Source organism: Nocardia nepalensis, assembly GCF_048910785.1.
GTDB classification, from domain to species: Bacteria; Actinomycetota; Actinomycetes; order Mycobacteriales; family Mycobacteriaceae; genus Nocardia; species Nocardia nepalensis.
Genome location: NZ_JBKBET010000021.1, coordinates 388,226 through 409,192, shown reverse-complemented (window position 1 = coordinate 409,192; position 20,967 = coordinate 388,226). Strand labels below are relative to the sequence as shown.

Genomic DNA, 20,967 nt, shown 5'->3' with positions numbered 1-20,967 from the left:
GTGGCGGTGGCGGCGCTGCCGCGAGCGGACCACCGCGCGCCTCCGGCCCGCAGGGCGGGGCGGGAGTACCGTCCGGAGCGTCCAGGGCGGCTGGCGTGATCGGCGCGGCCCGCGCCGCGACCGCGCCGCTGACCCGGGCCGATGAGGCCATGGGTGATGTGGCCGGTGATCGCTGGGCGAATCGTTCGCCCGACCTCGGGAGGAGCACCATTCCGCGATGACGATGACGACGAGCGATACCTACGAGCGCCGCTCGTACGGGTTGTGGCAGAAGCCCCGCAGCGCAGGCCTTTTCGGTCTGCGCTGGGAAGAGACCGTCATCGGCTTCGTCGTCGTGATCACGGCCCTGATCTGCGCCATGGTCGGCGGATTCGAGTGGGGTCTGATCGTCGGCGGCACCGGCGTTGTCGTGATGGTCCCACTGGTGTGGCGGACCGGGGGCCGCTCCGGATACGAGAACGGATTGATGATGTTCAACTGGATGCGCTCACGCAACCGCGGCGAGCATGTGTACCGAGGCGGCCGGTTCTCCCGGATTCCCGGCGGTGTCACGCGGCTACCCGGTCTGCTGGCGCCCTCGAAGCTCTACGAGGGCATCGACGCGGGCGGCTATAGCTTCGGCATGATCCACCTACCGCAGTTCGCCCAGTACACAGTGGTTTTGCGGGCGTGGCCACAGGGCCACGAGGCGGTCGACCAGCCGGTCATCGATCGCTGGGTCTCGGCGTGGGGCACCTTCCTCGCCTCGGTCGGCCAGACCAGTGACATCGTCGCCGTGGTCCCGGTGATCGATACCGTGCCCGAAACCGGCAACCGGCTGCTCACCGAGGTCGCCACCATTACCCGGCCGGAGGCGCCGGAACTGGCGCAGCAGGTGATGTACGAACTGGCGACCGAACTGCCGCAGGAACGGGTGCAGCTGCTGCCGCGCGTCGCGATCACCTTCAAGGCGACCACCGCGGAGCGGCGCAAGAATCCCGCCGAGGAGGCCGTCGAAATCGGGCGCAGGCTGCCCGGTATCTGTGCCGCGCTGGCCGAGGCGGGCGTGCGCGCCCAGCCGATGTCGGCCGATGAGGTCATCTCGTTCATCCGGCGCAGCTACGACCCGGCCTCGCAGGCTGATCTCGAGGTGGCCGCGGGCGAACCCGAAGGGCACGGGCTGGATTGGGCCGATGCCGGACCGGTTTCGCACGACGAGAAGTGGGATCACCTGGTGCACGACGGCGGACGCTCGGTCACCTGGGAGATGGACGCCGCACCCGAGGGCGCGGTCGACGAGCGGGTGCTGCAGCGGCTGCTGGCGCCGAATCCCGAAGTGCCGCGCAAGCGCATCGCCATCGTGTACCGTCCGCATTCGGCCGCCGACGCCGCCGAAATCGTCGACGACGATTTCAAGAACGCGCTGGTGGCCCAGCAGAGCGAACGCGGTGTCGTCTCGGCGGCCGCGACCCTGCGGGTGGGCGCCACCCAGCAGGCCCGTGAGGAACAAGCCCGGGGTCACGGTGTGACCCGCTTCGGGGCGCTGGTGACCATTACCGAGCCCCTGCGCGGCGACCTGCCGCGCATCGAAGCCATTACCCGCGACCTGTCCACACAGGCGCGGTTGAAGATCCGGCGGTGCTACCGCTACCAGGCGGCGGCCTTCGCGGCCTCGCTCGGCTGCGGGGTGATTCTGCCGGAGCATGCGACAATTCCGAAAGCCTTGGCGGGGTGAGCAATACATGGCACGTGAGTACGAGCCACCCGTGCGCGAACGGGACGAGCATCCGGTGCGCCGCAGGCGGCGTCCCGAGGACGAGGACCGGGTGCGGTCTGCCGGTGACGGTCGGCCGCACCGCCCCGCGGACGAGCGCGCGCAGCGGTCCACCGGTGGCCGGGTCGAGCGGTCGGGCATCGAGGAGATGCCGGACCGGGATCGGCGGTCCGCGCGGGTGAGCGGCGGCGAGCGGACCGGCATCGGCGAGACGTCCGATCGGGAGCGGCGACCGTCGCGCGACGCGGCCGAGCGACGGGCGCGTCCCGGGGCCGGATCCGCCGACGGTGGCCGTGCCGATCGGCCGCAGCCCGGCTCCGATCGCGGGCGCGCCAGGTCCGAAAACGGTCGCGGTGAACGGGCTTCGGCCGATCGCGGCCGTCCCGACGCGGCCAGGACCGCCCGCCCGCGCGACGGCGCACCACAACGATCGGCACGGGGGGAACGCGTGGCACGACCGGAACGCAACGGAGCAAGGACCAGTCGCGAGGCACAGCGCGCGGCGAAGGTCGACTACACCGCCGACCGCGCGATGGGCACACCGCAGGCGGATAGGGCTGCCCGCCGGGCAAAGGCGAAGTCCGATCGGCGCAAACAGTCCGGTCCGCCCCTGCTCGACGATGTGACCAGGGCCAAACTCGAGCAGATCAGCCGCGAGGGCACGGGCCTGCGGGCGGCCTTCGCCACCTTCCGCGTCCGCACCGACGATATCCGCCGCCGCAATTACGCGGCCCGCACCGAACAGGTCTTCGAGGACGGATTCGACCGCAGCACAGCCCAACTCACCGATCGCGGCTATATGGGTCCCGGCGGCGGGCGGATGAACGTGGTCGGCCGCCCGGTCGAATACCGCGCCACCACGGCTCAGGTGGCCGGTCTGTGGCCGTGGTCGGTGGGCGCCGGTGCGCCGTTGATCGGCACCCCGCTCGGTTCGCATCTGCATACCGGCGCACCGGTCTGCTTCGACCCGATGAACTGGTTCCTGCGTGGCAGCTTCATCACCGCGCCCAGCCTTTTCGTCCTGGGACTCAACGGTTTCGGTAAGTCATCGCTGGTGCGCCGGATCGTGCTCGGCGGTATCGCGCAGGGCATCACCCCGCTGATCCTGGCCGACGTGAAACCCGACTACCGCAAGTTGGTGGAGTTGGTCGGCGGCCAGGTCATCGACCTCGGCTACGGCCACGGCAAGCTCAACCCGCTCGCCGCCGGTGTGCTCGGTTCGGTCGTGCCGATGCTGGATGAGTTTCCGGCACTGCAACTTCAAGTGCTGCAGGATCTGCGCGCCCGCCAGGTCACCCTCATCGCCGGTCTGGTGGAACTCGTGCGCGGCGCGCGCGTGCGCGACTACGAGGAGACTCTGATCGCCACCGCGCTGCGCATCCTCTACCGGCCGGGCAGCGGCTACACCCCGGACCAGCCGCCCATCATGGAGAACCTGCTCGAGGTAATCGTTGGCGGCGGTGACGAATTGCAGCTCGATGCCGGCGCCGATGATCCGAACGAATACCAGGTGGCCATCAAAGGGCTACGCCGCTCGCTGCGCGCATTGACCCAGGGCCCGTTCGGCGCGATCTTCAACGGGCAGACCACCGTTCCGATCGATACCAGCGCGGTCGCGGTCTGCATCGACGTCTCGCACATCCCCACCGGCGATAAGAAGCTCAAGGCCGCCGTCATGCTGGCCTGCTGGGCCGACGGTTTCGCCTCGGTGGAGGCCGCGCACGTGCTCGCCGACGCGGATCTCGGTCCGCAGCGCTATTTCCAGGTGGTGATGGATGAGCTGTGGCAGGTGCTGGGCCTCGGCGACTTCATGGTCGACCGGGTCGACGAACTGACCCGCCTGCAGCGCACCATCGCCACCGCGCTGATCATGATCAGCCACACCATCAAGGACCTGCAAGCACTGGGATCGGAGGCCGCCATCGCGAAGGCGCTCGGTTTCCTCGAACGCGCGCGCGCCAAGATATTCGGCGCACTGCCCGGTGAGGAAATCAAGCGGCTGGACAGCGTGGTTCCGTTCACATCCGCCGAGGAGGAGATGGTGACCGGATGGTCCGCACCGCAGGCGCTGACGGGTGAGGCACTCAAGCCCGGCCAGCAACGCCCGTCGCCGCCGGGTACCGGAAAATTCCTACTGAAGATCGGTGAGGATCGCCGACCAGGCATCCCGTTCCACATGGAATTCACGTTGTCCGAGAAGGAGAGTGGGATCCACGAAACCAACCAGCGTTTCTCCGAGTTCACCGAATCCACTTCGCGCGGTGGCGATTCCCCGAGTGGGAGCGCCGCATGAGAAGGCTCGCAGTGTTATGGAGACCGGTTGTCTGTGGGAGGTTGGGCGCATGATGCCACACCGGTCCTATCGGAGAGTGTCGCCGGAGGTACGCAAGGCCGCGGTCGAGCAGGTCATCGCACTCACCGGCAGACTACGCAGCGAATCGGAGGCGTGCCGGGTGGTGGCCGAGCAGATCGGCGTGCACACCAATTCGGTGCGCAACTGGGTGCGCGCGGCCGAGGGGCCGAGTCTGGAGCGCCTGGACGCGACGGCGTTGCGCCGCAAAGTCGCACTGCTACAACAACAATTGGCCGCCGCGGCGGAGATGAACCGCACCCTCGCCGACACCCTCAACGAGTCTCGGCGGCAAACGTGAGCCTGCATTCGACCCGCGGTCGATCGGCGCCGTCGGGGATGCGGTGACCGGGCGGAACGTCCTGTACCTGGCGCTGGCGAGTGTGCTGGGGTTGATGACTCTGGTGTTGGTCGTTGTGATGCCCGCAGTGGACGACGGGTGCGAGGGTTCCTCGGTGCTCGGGTCGTCGAGCGTGCTGCCGCCGCTGGGGGGTTACGCGCCGGGGGGTTCCCGTGTCGCCGCCACGACCAGCGCCGCGAGTGCGACCCGCAATCCCGCTGCCACCCAAGCCAATCCGACCGCGACCGGCGCGCCGTCGCTGGCCGCCGGTATCGGCCCGATCCGCCGGACGCTGCCGTTGGCCGCGGGCACCTTCACCGTGTCGGATGTCTTCGGCGCGCGCGGTGGCACCCACTTGGGCGTCGACCTCGCCGCCGCCGACGGCACCACCATCTACTCGGTATCCGACGGCCGCGTCGTCGCGGCCGGTCCCGCTTCGGGTTTCGGCAATTGGATCGTCGTCGACTCCGTCGATACCAACGGCCGCGCCTATTCGGCGGTGTACGGGCATATGTGGGACAGCGGTGTGCACGTGCATGTCGGCGATACCGTCGTCGCCGGTCAGCCCATCGCTCAGGTCGGGTCGGCGGGCCAATCCAGCGGCGCGCACCTGCATTTCGAGATCGTGCCCGGCGGACGCTTCACCGGTGGCCGCCAGATCGACCCGCTGCCTTGGCTCGACGGCGCCCCGACCCCGGATGTCGGTGGCGCGCAGGCCTTCTCGTCGGATCCGCGGTGCAGCCGCGGCTTCGGCACCGCGGGCGGCGCGCTGGCGGCGGGCAAGGTGCCGCAGGAACTCGAAATCTGGTATCGCCGCGCGGGTTCCATCTGCCCGCAGATCACCCCGTCGCTGCTGGCCGCACAGGGCAGGCAGGAATCGGGATTCCGGCGCGGCGCGTCCTCGCCCGCTGGTGCGCAGGGTCTGGCCCAGTTCCTGCCCGGCACCGCGGCCAGTATCGATCCCGACGACGGTCAGCCCTATGTCATCGACGCCGACGGCAACGGCGTTGCGAGCGTTTGGGACGACGGTGACGCGATCATGGGTCAGGGCCGCTATATGTGCGCCATCGCCCACAAGATCGTCGCGTGGGAGTCCGAGGGGCGGGTGCAGGGCGATGTCGTCGCGTTGACCCTGGCCGCCTACAACGCCGGTGAGGGCGCGGTGCTCGCCTCCGGCGGCATGCCGAACCGGGTGGCCGCGCACTACGCGGAGACCCAGCCGTATGTCGCGAATATCCTTGCGATGGAACCGCAATACCGCGCACAGGGCTCCAATGGCCGGTTCACCCCGCAGGAGGGTGCGGGCGGCGGGCAGATCGTCCAGGCGGCGCAGCAATGGCTCGGCACCCCGTACGTGTGGGGCGGTGGCGGTCCACAGGGCCCGAGCGGTGGCGGCCTGGACGGACCCGGGCTCACTTCGGCAGCGGTGTTCGCGGCCTCCTCGGGCACGGTGACGCTGCCACGGACCGCCGAACAGCAGTGGGAGGCGGGCGTCGAGGTGTCGACGAGCAAGCTGCAACCCGGTGATCTGGTGTTCAGCTCGTTCGGCCCGCGCGGCCCCGCCGAGGTCGGAATCTATTCCGGCAATGGACGAATGATCAAATCCGTGCCCGCCGCATACGGGCATTCCAGTGGCGTGACCGAGGTCGCGGTGCCGGGTGACGGCCGCGGGAGGAGGGTACTGTGACGACAACTGCGAACGCGACGGGGACGACATTCGCTACCGCGGCTGGGACGACGAACGCTATCGCGGCGGGGCGGGCAACCGCGAACGAGGCGGCAATGACCACCGCGAATGCGGCGAGTGAACACGCCGAAGCGCGTACGGCAATTGGACCGCCCAAGTGTCGGTCTTGGCGGCTAGCCTTGAATGACACACGCGCGAAACTGGTGGTGATGCTGGTGGTGAGCGTTGCGATGCTCGTTGCAGGCTGCGGTGCCAAGGATAAGGATTCGGGTTCCGGTGCGCCGCATCCGCCCATGTCCACGTCCCGATTGCTGGAGGGGGTGCCCGCACCCGATCCGGTGACGCCCGACGGCGTCGCGGTGGCCGCGCTGAAGGAGATCTATTCCTGGCAGCCCGCCACCGAGGTCCAGGGCGCGTCGCTCTCGCGTGCGCGGAAATGGTTGGGCCCCAGCCTGATCCGCATACTGGACGGCACGCCGACCGCAATGGAGACGCCGAAAGCGACGCTGCAGTGGGCGGACTGGGCCAAGGCGCAGGCACATATCGAGGCATTCACCTTCGCATCGGGAGAGCGGCCGCCCGCGAGCACGGATCCGAACACCGAGCAGTTCAAGATCGGTATCGAGCAGACGGTCGTTTACCCCAACGGGCGCAAGGAATCCCTGCCACCCACGACGGTCATCGCGACCGTCGTGCGCACGTCAGCAGGCTGGCGGCTCGACGCATACCGCTGAACCCCGCACCCACGAGCGACAGCAGCACAGGTCATACAGGAGGCAAGACATGGCGAAAAAGAAGAAGGTGCAGGATCCGGCCGCGATCGGGCCGGATCTCACCCTGTATGCGATCTACGCCGGTTCCGCCCTGCTCGCAACCCTGTGGCTCGCACTGCATCTGGGCAACGCGATGGCCGTCACCCCGCAGGACGTTCCGATCAACCCGATCGCGATCGCCGCCGATCTCGCCAAGGGCAAACTGCATTGGCCGCGCGCCTCCACCGTGATCGTGCTGCTCGTCGTCGCGGCGCTCATCCTCTATCTGGTGGTGCGCAAGCGGCTCGCGGCGCGTCGGGCGGTCGGCAGGCTCGCCGTCGACGACAAGGCCGACGTGATGGGCAGCGGCAGTGCCATCGCTTCGCTGACGGAGAAGGGCGTGCGGGAAAAGGCCGCGATGCTCGGCGTACAGCTCGGCTACAACGACAGTCCGGGCGTGCCGATCGGCATCGGCGTCGCCGACGGGGTGATGCTCTACGGTTCCTATGAGGATCTGCACCTGGACATCTGGGGGCCACGTCAGGGCAAATCGACCTCGCGGGTGATCCCGGCCATCCTGACCGCGGTCGGCCCGGTGCTGTCCACGTCGAATAAGCGGGACGTGGTGGACGCGACCCGAGATGTGCGGCAGCAGAAGGGAAGCCCCACCTTCGTCTTCGATCCGCAGGGAGTCGCGGGCGAGGAGCCCACGTGGTTCTGGGATCCGCTGGCATGGGTGGACGCCTACCATGACGGTGCGGAGGGGCGGGCCGCGCGGCTTGCCGGGCACTTCGCTGACGCCGACGACGGTTCGGATAACAAGCAGGACGTGTTCTTCGACCCAGAGGCCGAGGATCTGCTCGCCGCGCTGTTCCTCGCCGCCGCTGTCGGTGGTCGCCCGATCGTCCAGGTATGGGACTGGGTGACCAATCCCGGTGACGCCGAACCCATCGAACTGCTGCGCGGCGCCAGCAAGCACTACTCGGCCGCGGGCTTGGCCATGCAGTACAACTCCGATCCACGGACCAAGAGCGGCATCTACGGCACCGCGAAAAAGATGATCCGCTGCCTGCAGATGCCGTACGTGCACCCGTGGATCCTGCCCGGCGACAACCGCACCCAGTTCGACGAACTCGAATTCATCGAGAACAACGGCACGCTCTACAGCCTTTCGCTGGAAGGTCGCGGTTCGGCGGGGCCGCTGGTGAGCGCACTTACCGAGGCCGTCATCGATGTGGCCATGCGCAAGGCGTCGCGATCGCCGGGCGGCCGCCTGCCCATTCCATTGCTCGCCGTGCTCGACGAGGCGGCGAACGTGGTGCGCTGGAAGGACCTTCCGAAGCAGTACAGCCACCTTGGTTCGCGGGGCATCGTGGTTATGACGGTGTTGCAGTCCTGGGCGCAGGGTGCGCGTTGCTGGGGTGACGCGGGCATGCTCGCGTTGTGGTCCGCGGCGAACGTCAAGGTCCTTGGACCTGGCATCGACGACATGAACTTCCTGCGCGACCGTTCCGAGGCGATCGGCGAATACGACGCCATTTCCGCCTCGGTCTCCGAATCCAAAGGCAGCAAGAGTTATTCGCGGTCGCTGGGATCGTCGAAGACCTTCACCGTCAACGCGTTGACGACGTTGCCGCAGGGCCGGGCGATCGTCTTCACCTCCGGCCAGCCCGCAGTACTGATCCGGACCGTGCCTTGGTGGGAGGGTGACTACGCTGAAGACGTGAAGAAGTCGATCTCGCACCATCTTCCGGGGCGTAAGACCGAGATCGCCGACCTGTTCGGCTCACCCAACCTGACCAAGGCTGCTCCGCCACCCGAATACGGTCAAATCGAGGAGGTTCGGCCGCTGTGACCGAACAGCAGCAACAGCCCATGATCTACACCAATGTGGTGGAGTTCGTCGAGAACTACCTGAGCCTGGTGTACCGGCGTCAGGTCACCGACATCAGTGAAACGGTGTGGTGTCCGGAGTGGTGGAAGCATGCCGAGGCGGTGGCCCGGCTGGACGCGCTCTGGCGGTCATGGGAGCACTACAGGTTGGAACCGAGCACTGGGCTGAGCGTCTGGTTCCTGGACCACGCCGATCCGCATATGGCCAAGCTGTTCGACCCGCGCGGCCCGTTCAAGTACTGCAGCGTGCGCAACGGCCACAAGGACATGCTGAGTCCGCTACCGCTGAAGTCCCCGGCCCAGGGGTTGTTCGGTGATCCGACCGTCGGCGATTTCCGCATGTGAGAACCCCGAGAACGTCGAAACGCCCGCTGTATTCAGCGGGCGTTTTCGGTTTGCGGTGTGCGCCTTACTGTCTGACGCGTTCCAGGCCGCGGGCTTCCTGTTCCCGGCCGCGTGCCGCGGCGGCCCGAGCCGCCTCGTCACGAATCCGAACCGCCTCCTCGGGCGGCTGTCCCTGACCTACTTCGATGAGCATCCGCACCGCCGCCAGCTCCGGTGCGATACCGATTCGCGCGAGGTGAGCCGCGATCGCCATCCGGCGTTCCGCGGAGTCATACCGGACAAGTGGTTTGGCCTGAGCCGAGGCCGTCGCGGCCATCCGGCTGGCCTCGGCCTGTGCGGAGAATCGATCCTTCTCCAGCGAAATACCCTTGGCCGGAACCGATTTCTCGACCATGCGGGCCAGTTCGAGATTGCGTGGGTCCTTCGCCTTGGCGTCGCGGGCCTCACGGATCTGAACCTCCCGGGCCTCCTTGATACGGGCCTCGGTGACCTTGACGCGCGCTTCGGCTTCTTTCTGACCACGCTCACGGGTCCGCAGCGCGACCAGGGTCGCAAGCTGCAACATAGTCTTCATCATGGCCGCGGTTTCCCGGCCGATGTCGTCCAGTTCCTCGGACATGGGCTGCTCCCCGATGCTGCAGTGATCACTATGGATGTTGTGGTGCTTCGTCATGGACGCCGCCACGTCGAACGGTAGTCCGCCGCGCCGGTGCCCCGCCTGCAAACGTGGACACCCAGAGAGCTCGTCGCGTGGCATTCCCGGTCGGGGATCGTCCGGTCAGGGGATGACTACGCTACGCGTTCTCCTTCATTCGAGATTACCCGAGAAAGCTCGGCACCAACCGCGTGGGCGTGCCGCTTAACAGCATATATCGCACAATTCCGGCGGGTGGGCGAAAGCTCAGGAGGATCTCCGGTTTTAGTGCACCCTAACCGAACGATTAGGTTCGCCTACCCTCGCCGGACAGGTGAGACAGTTCGGGCCCGCTGCCATTCTGTGCAGCGGGCCCGAACGAAGCGAGCACCCGACCGGGCGTGTCACTAGTCGATGCGAACCGACTGGATGGTCACCGGGAGATTCGGCTTGCCGTCGCCCTGGCCGTTGGAGTTGTCCTGACCGCCCGCGGCGATCTTGTCCAGCGTGGCCATGCTGTCCGGGTCGACCGTGCCGAAGATGGTGTAGTTCGGCGGCAGCTGCGAATCGCCGTAGACGATGAAGAACTGACTGCCATTGGTGCCACCGCCGTCGATGGGATCGGGTCCCGCGTTGGCCATGGCGAGCGTGCCGCGCTTGTAGTCCATCGGCTTCTGCAACGCCGGGTCGGCGGGGTTGTACCGATTGGTCGGGTACTCGTTGTCGAACTGATAGCCCGGACCGCCCGTGCCGGTGCCGGTGGGGTCGCCGCACTGCAGCACCTTCAGGCCCTCGTCCGCGGTCATGCGGTGGCAGATGGTGTTGTCGAAGTAGCCCTGACCGGCCAGGCTGGCGAAGCTGTTCACGGTGCACGGCGCCTTGGCGTTGTCCAGGGTCAGGCCGATGGGACCCTGGGTGGTCTCCATGCTGACGCTGAGCTTGGCGTTATCGCCGGTGTTCTGGATGCCGCTGGTGCGCGGCTTGTTCACCTGCTTATCGGCGGGCTTCTGACTGTTGCGGTAGTCGCAGCTGATCGCGGCGGGCTTTTCTTCACTCTTGGTCAGGAAGTACACGCCGACGGCTGCCGCTGCCACGGCGACCACGCCGAGCGCGGATCCGGCGATCATGAGTCGCTTACGCTTGCGCGCCCGGTCGGCCCGGTTGGCCAGCTGGCGCTCCAGCTTGCGTTTCGCCGCTGCCCGTCGCTGTTCGTTGCTCGGCACTACCACGTTCCTCCCGTATCCGTTACGTACGGCACAGGATTGTGCCATCTATTCCTGAGACTGCTCAGCAGGCGGATTACCCCGAGGGCAAACCGGTTGGACTTGATGGGCGGTAGTGGTGGAAACTTGACCATCGTGACCAAGACCAGCAGCTTCTCCGCCCCGAAGGGGGTCCCGGATTACGTGCCACCCGGTTCGGCCGAGTTCGTCGCGGTGCGCGACGGCTTGATCCGCGCCGCCCGACTGGCCGGGTACGGGCATGTGGAGCTGCCGATCTTCGAGGACACCGCGCTGTTCGCGCGGGGTGTCGGTGAGTCCACCGATGTGGTGACCAAGGAGATGTACACCTTCGCCGACCGCGGCGACCGCAGCGTCACGCTGCGGCCGGAAGGCACCGCCGGTGTCATGCGGGCGGTCATCGAAAACGGGCTCGACCGGGGGCAGCTGCCGGTGAAGCTCGTGTACTCGGGTCCGTTCTTCCGGTACGAGCGGCCGCAGGCCGGTCGGTACCGGCAGCTACAGCAGGTCGGCGTCGAGGCCATCGGTGTCGATGATCCGGCACTGGATGCCGAGGTGATCGCGATCGCCGACGCCGGCTATCGCTCGCTCGGGCTGGACGGTTTCCGATTGGAGATCACCTCGCTCGGTGACGAGACCTGCCGTCCGCAGTATCGAGAGCTGTTGCAGGAGTTCCTGTTCGGCCTGCCGCTGGACGAGGAGACCAAGCGGCGGGCAGAGCTGAATCCGCTGCGCGTGCTCGACGATAAGCGGCCCGAGGTGCGGGAGATGACCGCGAACGCGCCGTTGATGATCGATCACCTGTCCGAGTCGGCGAAGACGCACTTCGAGCAAGTGCTGGGATATCTGGATGGGCTCGGCATTCCGTATGTGGTCAATCCGCGCATGGTGCGCGGTCTGGACTACTACACGAAGACGACCTTCGAATTCGTGCACGACGGACTCGGGGCGCAGTCGGGGATCGGCGGCGGCGGTCGCTACGACGGGCTGATGGCCGAGCTCGGTGGACAACCGCTATCCGGTATCGGTTTCGGGATCGGCGTCGACCGCACCATTCTGGCATTGCAGGCCGAGGGCAAGTCGGCGGGCGATCCGGCGCGGTGCGAGGTCTACGGTGTGTCGCTGGGTGATGCGGCCAAGCAGCGCCTGGTCGTGTTGGCGGCGCAGCTGCGGGCGGCGGGGATTCGGGTCGACCTGGCGTACGGCGGTCGCGGCGTCAAGGGGTCCTTGAAGGCCGCCGATAAGTCCGGTGCGAAATTCACCCTGGTCCTCGGTGATCGTGACCTGGCCGAGAACACCATCGGCCTGAAGGATATGGCCACCGGTGAGCAGCGCCAGATCCCACTGGACGAGACGGTGGCCGCCGTCGCGGCCGCGCTGCGACCGGCGGGATAGTACGGTGCCGGGAGACATCCGCACCCGTACGAATGCGCAGCCGTGCCCGTAGAGCCCATGAATCCCGGTGCAGCCCAACCGGTTCCGATGGTCGGACTCGACCTCGTCGCACCCGAGACCTATGCACCCATGCTGCGGCGACTCGCCCTCGCCGCAGTGGGGGTGGGTTTCGGCGCGGCACTGCTCGCGGCGCTCATGGTGCCGTGGTCGATCGCGATCGCGATCGGTCTGGTCGTCGGCGCGCCCACCGTCGCCTACGCCATCGCCCTGCGTCGGCGTCGGATGTGGTTGGCCGGGACCACAATTCACGCCCGGCGCACCTTCGGTGAACGCCGGGTCGATATCGCCGCCGCGAACGGCGTCGAAATCCTCGTCTTCCCGGCCCGTTTGAGCCGAATCGTCCTGCGGGTCACCGCGGGCGCGGAATCACAGGTCGTACCGCTGGCGATGTACACCGACGCGGGCAGCGGCCGCGAACTACACCTGCTCGGCCTCCGCAAACTGGCCGACGCCCTGGCCGCCAGCGAACTCGCCGCGGCCGTATCGGTTTCGACAATGCTCGTCCACCAACTGCGCGCGGAGGCCCGCGACGCCGGACTGGAGGAACGGCCCCTGTACCGCGCCGTGCAGCTCGCCAGATCGAAGGACTATGTGTCGCCGATCGTGCTGACCGATCAGGAAGTCGCGGAGTTGAGTTGAGTTCGCGCGCGGGTTGAGTTGCGCGACATGCGAATCGGCATGCCGGGCGAACATGCATGCGATGCACAGTTGCACGATGCGTCGAACTCGTCGCGCTTCGAGCGAGCCTGAACCGCCAGTGGTCCCTGCGAATACCTCGACTGCGGCCGATCGCCGATCTCGTGAGGCTCGTCCGGCGGACACGGACTTCCGTCATCGCCGTGATCGTGTGATGTGGCTGATCGGGGCTCGGTGTCCGGCGCAGTGGGATCGGGCGGAGGCCGGAGTCTCGTCGCCGTGCGAGCCCTGTTGGGGCGGGATGGATGGGTTTGTGGGGGTGATTGTCGCGTAGCTCACCACGGGGGTTCGCGGGCGGTGAGAGTCGTTAGGGTGGGGATCGAGTGTCCGTCTATCGCAAGGAGTTTGTCGTGAGCACCGCTGCTCGGACCGCGCCCGTGACCGTTGCCGTGACCGGGGGTGCGGGGCAGATCGCCTACGGCCTGCTGTTCCGGATCGCGTCCGGAGCGATGCTCGGTTCGGAGACGCCGGTGCGGTTGCGGCTGCTCGAGATCCCGGCGGCGGTCGCGTCGCTGGAGGGTGTGGCGATGGAGTTGGAGGACGGCGCCTTCCCGCTGCTGGAGTCGATCGATATCAGTGACGATCCGTGGGTCGGATTCGCGGGAGCGAATGTCGCGCTGCTGGTCGGTGCGCGGCCGCGCACCGCGGGGATGGAGCGCTCGGATCTACTGGCCGCCAATGGCCCGATATTCACCGAGCAGGGGCAGGCCATCAATGCCAGCGCCGCCGACGACGTCAAGGTGCTGGTGGTCGGAAATCCGGCCAATACCAACGCCTTCATCGCCATGAGCAATGCCCCCGACGTGCCCGCCGAACGCTTCACCGCGATGACCCGCCTCGACCACAACCGCGCCATCGCCCAACTCGCCAAGAAAACCGGCACGCCCGCCGCCGATATCGCCCGCGTCACCATCTGGGGCAACCACTCCGCGTCGCAGTACCCGGACATCACCCACGCCACCATCGCGGGCCGCCCTGCCCTCGACATGGTCGACCAGAGCTGGCTGAGCGAGTACTTCATCCCCACCGTCCAGCAGCGCGGCACCGCCATCATCCAGGCCCGTGGCGCCTCCTCGGCCGCCAGCGCGGCCAGCGCCGCCATCGACCACATCCACGACTGGTCCCTCGGTACCCGCGCCGCCGACTGGACCTCCATGGCCATCCCCTCCGACGGCTCCTACGGCATCCCCGAAGGCCTCATCACCTCATTCCCCGTCACCTGCGCGGGCGGCGAATACTCGATCGTCCAGGGCCTGGACGTCGACGACTTCTCCCGCGCCCGCATCGACGCCAGCGTCGCCGAGCTCGAACAGGAACGCGAGGCGGTCATCGACCTCGGATTCGCCAAGCGCGCCTGATCGTCGGCACCCGATTGGGGCAATGCCCCACGGCGGGGTCACCCAAGTTCCCACGTGGTCGTGCGGCCCCGGTTCGGCCCGAATTGTGGTGGCAGACACGAGAGGCGCACGACCACGCCCTTCGTCGCTGGGGGATCGATGGCGCCGTTCGTCGCTGGATGAGGCGAGCCGCTCTTCTCCCGGGGCGAGTTGAGCACGCGTTTCGTCGTGAACGAGTAGATCGCCCTCTCAGGCTGCCGCTGCGGCGTCGCGACTCCTGCTGAAGGCCAATTGGCCCGCGGTGGCGAGATGGATGAGCGCGAGCACGGTGCCGCCGACCATCATGCCCGGAATCCCCTGGCTGGCGCCGATGGCGACGTCGCCGAGCTGTACCGCTCCGGAGACGGTCAGCAGCGGGAGCAGGCCAGGCTTGCGGCGGCTGGTCAGGCTGAACAGTAGGGCGGCGCCCAGCGGGATGGCGCGGGCGGCGTAGGCCTGTGCGTACAGATCGACGCCGGGGGAGTCCGCGGTGCCGGTTATCACGAGGGTGGGGTCGACAAGGGCTGCGGCGCTGAATGCCATGGCGACACCCGCGCCGATGGCGTTGATGATGATCGCGGTTTTGGCGAGCTTCTCGGTCTGCATCTTTCACTCTCAGAATCGTTCAGGCTATGAATGGTTTGGGGTCAGTATTATGCGGTCCATGAAGAACGTCAAGGCGGAAAAACTGCCGGAGACCGTCACCTTCCGGCTCGGGCTGCTCGGCGCGTTCCTGACCGACCGGTTCAGTGCCCGCGTGGCAAGTCTCGGACTCAAGCCGAAGCACGCCGGGATGCTGAATGTCTTGGCGGCCAACGGTCCCGCGTCGCAGATGGAGATGGCGCAGATATTGCGAGTCGCGCCGAGCCTGGTCGTCACACTGGCCGACCACCTGGAGTCCCTGGGTGCGATCGATCGGCTGCGCGACCCGCAGGATCGCCGCCGTCAGATCCTGAGCCTGACCTCCCACGGCCGCGCACTACTGGGTCAATGCCTCGAAGCGGCCCATGCGATCGACACCGAGACGACCGCGGATCTCACCGCCGCCGAGCGCGCCGCACTGCACAGCATCCTCGGCGCGCTTGCCGAGCGGCTGGGACTGCCGAACTAGTCGCCGCTAACCGATGGTCCAGGTTTCCGGGCCGTTGAGCAGTGCTTGCAGCGAATCCTCTTGTACCGGTTTGCGTTCCCGCGCCATGGTGGTCTGGGCGCGGACCGCGTCGTCATAAGTAGGCCGGGAGACATTGCGGAAGATGCCGGTCACCACGTGCCCGAGATCCTGGTCGGAGAGGCGGGACAGGGCGTAGGCGTACTCCGGGCCCTCGGCGTAGGCGTCGTGCACGATGATCTCGGACTCCCGGACCTCGTCGGCGCGCGCCACCGCGAGCCCGAAACCGTCCCGGACCACGGCGAATTCGCCATCGGCGCCGAAGCGGATCGGCTGGCCGTGGTGCAGCGGGATGAGGCGGGATTCGGCGTCGCCCTTGCGCAGCACGTCGAAGGAGCCGTCGTTGAAGATCGGGCAGTCCTGCAGGATCTCCACGAATGAGGTGCCGCGGTGCTCGGCGGCGGCGCGCAGCACCTCCGTGAGCCCCGCGCGATCGGAATCCAGTGCGCGGGCGGCGAAACTGGCCTCGGCGCCCAGCGCAACCGACAGGGTGTTGAACGGGTGGTCGACCGAACCCATCGGCGTCGACTTGGTGATCTTGCCCTGTTCGGAGGTGGGGGAGTATTGGCCCTTGGTGAGTCCGTAGATCCGGTTGTTGAACAGCAGGATCGTCATATTCACATTGCGGCGCAGGGCGTGGATCAGGTGGTTGCCGCCGATCGACAGCGCGTCACCGTCGCCGGTCACCACCCACACCGACAGATCGGGCCTGGTCACCGCCAGCCCGGTCGCGATGGCGGGCGCACGGCCGTGGATGGAGTGGATGCCGTAGGCCTCGAGGTAGTACGGGAACCGGCTCGAGCAGCCGATCCCGGAGACGAACATCAGGTTCTCCCTGCGCAATCCGAGTTCGGCGAGGAAGCCGCGCACGGTCGCCAGGATCACGTAGTCACCGCAGCCGGGGCACCAGCGCACCTCCTGATCGGAGGTGAAGTCCTTGACCTTCTGCGGACCGTCGGCGGCGGGGACCCCCGAGAGCCCGGTGAGGCCCAGATCGGTTCCGACGAGCGAGGTTTCGACGATCGTCATCAGTTGCCCCCAGTCGAGTACGTGGCCCGCGCTCGCGCCGCGAAGGCCTTATCGTGTTCCATCTCCTCGATCGACCCGTCTAGCGCCGCATCGATCACCCCGACGAGTTCCTGCGCCGAGAAGGCCGTGCCCGCGATCTTCGTCCACGGCTGCACATCCACCAGGTACTTCGCCCGCAACAGCATGGCCAGCTGACCGCCGTTCATCTCCGGCGCCACCACCGTGCGATAGCGCCGCAGCACCTCACCGAGGTTGGCGGGCAGTGGATTCAGATATCGCAGATGCGCCTGGGCGACGGGAACGCCGCGGCGGCGCGCGCGGCGGCAGGCCTCGCCGATCGGTCCGAAGGAACTGCCCCAGCCGATCAGCAGCAACTCGGCACGCCCATCCGGATCGTCGATCTCGAGTTCGGGCACGGCGATGCCATCGATCTTGGCCTGCCGCAGACGAACCATCAGCTCGTGGTTGGCGGGTTCGTAGGAGATATTGCCGCTGCCGTCGGCCTTCTCGAGTCCGCCGATCCGATGCGCGCGGCCCGCGGTGCCGGGGACCGCGAGCGGCCTGGCGAGGGTTTCCGCATCGCGGGCGTAGGGCTGGAAGGGCGTGCCCTCCTCGGCGTCGGGCTCGAAACGCGGATCGATCGGCTCCAGATCGGTGACCTGCGGAATCGACCACGGCTCAGAGCCATTGGCGATGGAGCCGTCGGAGAGCAACAGCACGGGGGTGCGATAGGTGAGTGCGATGCGGGCCGCCTCCACCGCGGTGGCGAAGCAATCGGCGGGTGAGCGTGGCGCGAGCACGGCGACCGGCGATTCGCCATTGCGCCCGTAGAGCGCCTGCAGCAGATCGGCCTGTTCGGTCTTGGTCGGCAGTCCGGTGGACGGACCGCCGCGTTGCACGTCGACGATCAGCAGCGGCAGTTCCGTCATCACCGCGAGCCCGATGGTCTCGCTCTTGAGCGCGAGCCCGGGACCGGAGGTGCTGGTGACCCCCAACGCGCCGCCGAGCGAGGCGCCCAGCGCCGCGCCGATGCCCGCGATCTCGTCCTCGGCCTGGAAGGTGGTGACGCCGAAGTTCTTGTGTTTGCTCAGCTCGTGCAGGATGTCCGACGCGGGTGTGATCGGGTAGGTGCCGAGAAAGACCGGCAAACCGGACAATTGCCCCGCGGTGACGAGGCCGTAGGCGAGTGCGGTATTGCCGGTGATCTGGCGGTAGGTGCCCGGCGGCAGCTTGGCGGGGGACACCTCGAAGGTGGTGGCGAAGCTTTCGGTGGTCTCGCCGTAATTCCAGCCCGCGCGGAAGGCGAGCAGATTCGCCTCGGCGATATCGGGCTTCGCGGCGAACTTCTCGCGCAGGAAGCGCTCGGTGCCGCCGATCGGGCGCCCGTACATCCAGGACAGCAGGCCGAGCGCGAACATATTCTTGGCGCGCTGGCCGTCCTTCTTACCGACGCCGGTCGGTTCGGTCGCACCGAGGGTCAGTGAGGTCATCGGGACGCGATGGACCACGAAATCGCTCAGCGTGTCGTCGTCGAGCGGATCCGTGGCGTAGCCGACCTTGCCGAGATTGCGTTTGGTGAATTCGTCGGTGTTCACGATGAGGGTGGCGCCACGCGGCAGATCCTCCAGATTCGACTTCAGCGCTGCCGGGTTCATCGCCACCAGCACATCGGGCTGGTCACCGGCGGTCAGGATGTCGTAATCGGCGATCTGGATCTGGAAGGACGAGACGCCGGGTAGCGTGCCCTGGGGCGCCCGGATTTCGGCCGGAAAGTTGGGCTGGGTGGCGAGGTCGTTACCGAATGCGGCCGCCTCGTGCGTGAAGCGGTCACCGGTGAGCTGCATTCCGTCCCCGGAGTCACCGGCGAACCGAATTACGACCTTTTCCAATTTAGCTGTGCCGACATCATTTTGGTCCGAAACCATATGCCTGCTTCACTTCCTCGTCCGATGGGAGGTGCCATTGGCCAACCTACTCCGCCGTGTGCGGGAATTGCTTGTGAAATGCTTTACGCGAAGAGAGCCAGCTGCGTGTCGTTCGGAAGCGGTGTCGCGGGCTGGGTCTCGGGTTCTGGGGTGTGCTCGCGGGTGAGGCCGTGCTGCTGGAGCAGTGGCTGCACCCGCTCGCGTAGCCAGGCCCCGTACTCCGGCGTCACATAGGCGCCCCGGCCATATAACTGCCGGTAGCGGCGTACCAGCGCGGGATGCGTCTCGGCCAGCCAGCTCAGGAACCAGCCGCGGGTGGCGCCGCGTAGATGCATGGGGAACGCGACCACCGAAACCGCCCCGGCCTCGGCGATCGCGCCGAACAGTGCGTCGAGATGAGCGCGGCTGTCGGTGAGATACGGAATCACCGGTGCGACCATGACATTCACCTCGAACCCGGCATCGGCGAGCGCCCGCACCATCTCCAGCCGCGCCTTCGGCGACGGAGTACCCGACTCCAGGCTGCGGTGCAGATCGGTGTCCAGGATCGCGATGGAGACCGCGATGCTCACCCGGACCTGGCGGGCCGCCGCGGTGAGCAACGGCAGGTCGCGGCGCAGCAGAGTGCCCTTGGTGAGAATGGAGAACGGCGTGCCGGAATCGGTCAGCGCGCGAATGATGCCGGGCATCAACCGATATCGGCCCTCGGCCCGTTGATACGGATCGGTATTGGTGCCGAGTGCGACGGGTTCCCGATGCCAGGAACGGCGGCCGAGTTCCTTGCGCAGTACCGCGGCGATATTGGTCTTCACCACGATCTGCGAATCGAAATCCCGGCCCGCGTCCAGATCCAGATACTCGTGGGTGGGACGCGCGAAACAGTAGCGGCAGGCGTGCGAACAGCCGCGCATCGGATTGATCGTCCAATGGAACGGGAGGTTCGACGCCTCCGGCATCTTGTTCAGCGCGCTCTTGCACAGCACCTCGTGGAACGTGATGCCCTCGAATTCGGGGGTCTGCACGGTGCGCACGAAACCCGCCCGGCCGAGGCCGGGCAGGGCGCCGTCGTCGGCATCCAGGGTTTGGCTTTGCCACCGCACCCCATCAGTCGAACATGTGTTCTAAACAGTGTCAAGCGATCTGTCGGGTGTCGGAGGCGGTGAGTTGCTTCGCATCGGTGAAGAAGGTCACCAGATCGCGCACGGTCTCATCGATGGGCCGTGGCTGATAGCCGATCTCGCGTTCGGCCTTGCCGTGGTCGACGACCGGAGCGGATACCAGCGCGCCGAGCGCGGCCTTGGAGACGATATCGGTCTTGAAGAGTTTGCCGATCGGCTCGAGTACCGGGATGAGGCCGTTGACGACCTTCGGGGAGATCGAGAATTTCGGCCCCTTCTTGCCGCCGCAGGCCGCCGCCGTGCGACAGAGGTCGAGCATGGAGATCATCGAACCGCCGAGCAGGTAGTTCTCGCCGGTCCGGCCCCGCTCACCGGCGAGGATCAGGCCCTTGGCGACATCGCGCACGTCGACCAGATCGAAGCCGCCGCCGATCATCGCGGGCACCCGGCCGCGGGCCGCGTCCTTGAGCGTGCGGTTGATCCTGGACAGCGGGGTGCTGTAGTCGAGCGGACCGAAGACGCCGGTGGGATTGCAGATGACCGCGTCCAGCCCCTTCTCGATCACCTTGCGCAACTCGACCTCACCCGCCCACTTGGAGCGGTCGTAGACGGGCAGGCTCGGATCGGTCGAGCGCACCGAGGTCTCATCGATGCGGCCGCCACAGGTGTACTGGTTGAAGGCGTGGATGGAGCTCGCGTGCACCATCCGGCGCACGCCCAGGTCGAGTGCGGCCTCGGCGACGACGCGCACGCCCTCGGTGTTGACCTTCCAGGCGAGGTCGTGCTGCTCTGCCAGCGTGATCACGGCTACGAGGTGGTAGACGATCTCCGCGCCCGCGAGCACGGTACGCATCGATTCGGGGTCGAGCACGTTGCCGGTGACCCAGGTGACGTTCGGGTCCGTCCGCTGCTCCGGAACGATGCGATCGATTGCTGTGACCTCGTGTCCTCTTTCGACCAGCAGGCTGAGCAGATTCGTGCCAAGGTACCCGGCTGCGCCGGTCACTGCGACCTTCATGGGATCGAGAATATAGAACTTGTTCTAATTTGCAACATGTTCTAGTTCCTTTCCGGTGACCGCGTTGGGCTCGAAAGTTGCCTGTGGGGTCCGCTATATTGAGCGCAACCGCAGCGGCGCTTGACAACTCGCGGTTGCGCAGGGGCCTGATCGCAGCTGAGCTGCCGGTGCGGGCAGGGAGTGGACA

18 protein-coding genes and 1 pseudogene are annotated in these 20,967 nt (G+C 67.1%); 12 read left to right on the top strand and 7 right to left on the bottom strand.

The features are described from left to right. From ACHQ4I_RS18810 to ACHQ4I_RS18775, 8 genes and pseudogenes are all read left to right on the top strand, one after another. A pseudogene (locus ACHQ4I_RS18810) lies at window positions 1-221 on the top strand (hypothetical protein); the annotation flags it as partial. 2 nt (window positions 222-223) lie between these two features. Continuing rightward, a complete protein-coding gene (locus ACHQ4I_RS18805) occupies window positions 224-1,714 on the top strand; it encodes an SCO6880 family protein (RefSeq protein ID WP_420773099.1) in 1,491 nt (496 codons plus the stop codon). A 7-nt stretch (window positions 1,715-1,721) separates the two neighbouring features. Beyond that, window positions 1,722-4,046 carry a hypothetical protein gene (locus ACHQ4I_RS18800; protein ID WP_420773081.1) on the top strand — a complete coding sequence of 775 codons (2,325 nt, stop codon included), beginning with the start codon at window positions 1,722-1,724 and terminating at the stop codon, window positions 4,044-4,046. Between the two features lie 76 nt (window positions 4,047-4,122). After that, on the top strand, window positions 4,123-4,404 hold the full coding sequence (locus ACHQ4I_RS18795) for a transposase (RefSeq protein WP_420773080.1): 282 nt from the start codon (window positions 4,123-4,125) through the stop codon (window positions 4,402-4,404). Window positions 4,405-4,447: 43 nt separating this feature from the next. Further along, a complete protein-coding gene (locus ACHQ4I_RS18790; protein WP_420773079.1) occupies window positions 4,448-6,130 on the top strand; it encodes a peptidoglycan DD-metalloendopeptidase family protein in 1,683 nt (560 codons plus the stop codon). Between the two features lie 179 nt (window positions 6,131-6,309). Further along, window positions 6,310-6,864, top strand: coding sequence for a hypothetical protein (locus tag ACHQ4I_RS18785; protein ID WP_420773078.1), 555 nt, complete (start codon window positions 6,310-6,312; stop codon window positions 6,862-6,864). 49 nt (window positions 6,865-6,913) lie between these two features. Continuing rightward, a complete protein-coding gene (locus ACHQ4I_RS18780) occupies window positions 6,914-8,737 on the top strand; it encodes a type IV secretory system conjugative DNA transfer family protein (protein WP_420773077.1) in 1,824 nt (607 codons plus the stop codon). Next, entirely contained in the window at window positions 8,734-9,120 is a 387-nt protein-coding gene (locus tag ACHQ4I_RS18775; RefSeq protein WP_420773076.1) for a DUF4913 domain-containing protein, read from the top strand. Before ACHQ4I_RS18780 ends, ACHQ4I_RS18775 begins: the two co-directional genes overlap by 4 nt. Window positions 9,121-9,184: 64 nt before the next feature. Here the strand turns inward: ACHQ4I_RS18775 and ACHQ4I_RS18770 are convergent, their stop codons facing one another. After that, window positions 9,185-9,739 (bottom strand): hypothetical protein, encoded by a 555-nt coding sequence (locus tag ACHQ4I_RS18770; protein ID WP_420773075.1) that lies wholly within the window; start codon window positions 9,737-9,739, stop codon window positions 9,185-9,187. Between the two features lie 422 nt (window positions 9,740-10,161). Next, window positions 10,162-10,977: a peptidylprolyl isomerase gene (locus ACHQ4I_RS18765; RefSeq protein WP_420773074.1), complete on the bottom strand. Its 816-nt coding sequence runs from the start codon at window positions 10,975-10,977 to the stop codon at window positions 10,162-10,164. A 135-nt stretch (window positions 10,978-11,112) separates the two neighbouring features. On the opposite strand from ACHQ4I_RS18765, the gene hisS reads away from it, so the two are divergent. The 3 genes from hisS (at window position 11,113) to ACHQ4I_RS18750 (ending at window position 14,504) form a co-directional block, all read left to right on the top strand. After that, window positions 11,113-12,390: a histidine--tRNA ligase gene (gene hisS, locus ACHQ4I_RS18760; RefSeq protein WP_420773098.1), complete on the top strand. Its 1,278-nt coding sequence runs from the start codon at window positions 11,113-11,115 to the stop codon at window positions 12,388-12,390. Between the two features lie 57 nt (window positions 12,391-12,447). Then, entirely contained in the window at window positions 12,448-13,089 is a 642-nt protein-coding gene (locus ACHQ4I_RS18755) for a hypothetical protein (protein WP_420773073.1), read from the top strand. Between the two features lie 407 nt (window positions 13,090-13,496). Next, window positions 13,497-14,504: a malate dehydrogenase gene (locus ACHQ4I_RS18750; RefSeq protein WP_420773072.1), complete on the top strand. Its 1,008-nt coding sequence runs from the start codon at window positions 13,497-13,499 to the stop codon at window positions 14,502-14,504. A gap of 228 nt (window positions 14,505-14,732) precedes the next feature. On the opposite strand, the gene ACHQ4I_RS18745 is transcribed toward ACHQ4I_RS18750, so the two are convergent. Further along, window positions 14,733-15,128 carry a hypothetical protein gene (locus ACHQ4I_RS18745; protein WP_420773071.1) on the bottom strand — a complete coding sequence of 132 codons (396 nt, stop codon included), beginning with the start codon at window positions 15,126-15,128 and terminating at the stop codon, window positions 14,733-14,735. Window positions 15,129-15,186: 58 nt separating this feature from the next. Between ACHQ4I_RS18745 and ACHQ4I_RS18740 the strand changes: the two genes are divergently transcribed. Next, window positions 15,187-15,633: a MarR family winged helix-turn-helix transcriptional regulator gene (locus ACHQ4I_RS18740; RefSeq protein ID WP_420773070.1), complete on the top strand. Its 447-nt coding sequence runs from the start codon at window positions 15,187-15,189 to the stop codon at window positions 15,631-15,633. A 6-nt stretch (window positions 15,634-15,639) separates the two neighbouring features. Here the strand turns inward: ACHQ4I_RS18740 and ACHQ4I_RS18735 are convergent, their stop codons facing one another. The 4 genes from ACHQ4I_RS18735 to ACHQ4I_RS18720 form a co-directional block, all read right to left on the bottom strand. Continuing rightward, window positions 15,640-16,719, bottom strand: a complete 1,080-nt coding sequence (locus tag ACHQ4I_RS18735) for a 2-oxoacid:ferredoxin oxidoreductase subunit beta (protein ID WP_420773069.1) — start codon at window positions 16,717-16,719, stop codon at window positions 15,640-15,642. Next, the gene (locus ACHQ4I_RS18730; protein ID WP_420773068.1) at window positions 16,719-18,644 is read right to left on the bottom strand and encodes a 2-oxoacid:acceptor oxidoreductase subunit alpha; all 1,926 of its coding nucleotides are present in this window, start codon (window positions 18,642-18,644) and stop codon (window positions 16,719-16,721) included. Before ACHQ4I_RS18730 ends, ACHQ4I_RS18735 begins: the two co-directional genes overlap by 1 nt. An 83-nt stretch (window positions 18,645-18,727) precedes the next feature. Further along, window positions 18,728-19,744, bottom strand: a complete 1,017-nt coding sequence (locus ACHQ4I_RS18725; RefSeq protein WP_420773067.1) for an Rv2578c family radical SAM protein — start codon at window positions 19,742-19,744, stop codon at window positions 18,728-18,730. Window positions 19,745-19,775: 31 nt separating this feature from the next. Then, window positions 19,776-20,780 (bottom strand): NAD-dependent epimerase/dehydratase family protein, encoded by a 1,005-nt coding sequence (locus ACHQ4I_RS18720; RefSeq protein ID WP_420773066.1) that lies wholly within the window; start codon window positions 20,778-20,780, stop codon window positions 19,776-19,778. Window positions 20,781-20,967: the final 187 nt, after the last annotated feature.

Excerpts from the sequence above, each read along its gene's own strand:
- ACHQ4I_RS18805 (WP_420773099.1), top strand. The coding sequence starts at position 224 with ATGACGACGAGCGATACCTACGAGCGCCGCTCGTACGGGTTGTGGCAG.
- ACHQ4I_RS18800 (WP_420773081.1), top strand. The coding sequence starts at position 1,722 with ATGGCACGTGAGTACGAGCCACCCGTGCGCGAACGGGACGAGCATCCG.
- ACHQ4I_RS18780 (WP_420773077.1), top strand. The coding sequence starts at position 6,914 with ATGGCGAAAAAGAAGAAGGTGCAGGATCCGGCCGCGATCGGGCCGGAT.
- ACHQ4I_RS18770 (WP_420773075.1), bottom strand. The coding sequence starts at position 9,739 with ATGTCCGAGGAACTGGACGACATCGGCCGGGAAACCGCGGCCATGATG.
- ACHQ4I_RS18755 (WP_420773073.1), top strand. The coding sequence starts at position 12,448 with ATGAATCCCGGTGCAGCCCAACCGGTTCCGATGGTCGGACTCGACCTC.
- ACHQ4I_RS18745 (WP_420773071.1), bottom strand. The coding sequence starts at position 15,128 with ATGCAGACCGAGAAGCTCGCCAAAACCGCGATCATCATCAACGCCATC.
- ACHQ4I_RS18740 (WP_420773070.1), top strand. The coding sequence starts at position 15,187 with ATGAAGAACGTCAAGGCGGAAAAACTGCCGGAGACCGTCACCTTCCGG.
- ACHQ4I_RS18735 (WP_420773069.1), bottom strand. The coding sequence starts at position 16,719 with ATGACGATCGTCGAAACCTCGCTCGTCGGAACCGATCTGGGCCTCACC.
- ACHQ4I_RS18730 (WP_420773068.1), bottom strand. The coding sequence starts at position 18,644 with ATGGTTTCGGACCAAAATGATGTCGGCACAGCTAAATTGGAAAAGGTC.
- ACHQ4I_RS18720 (WP_420773066.1), bottom strand. The coding sequence starts at position 20,780 with ATGAAGGTCGCAGTGACCGGCGCAGCCGGGTACCTTGGCACGAATCTG.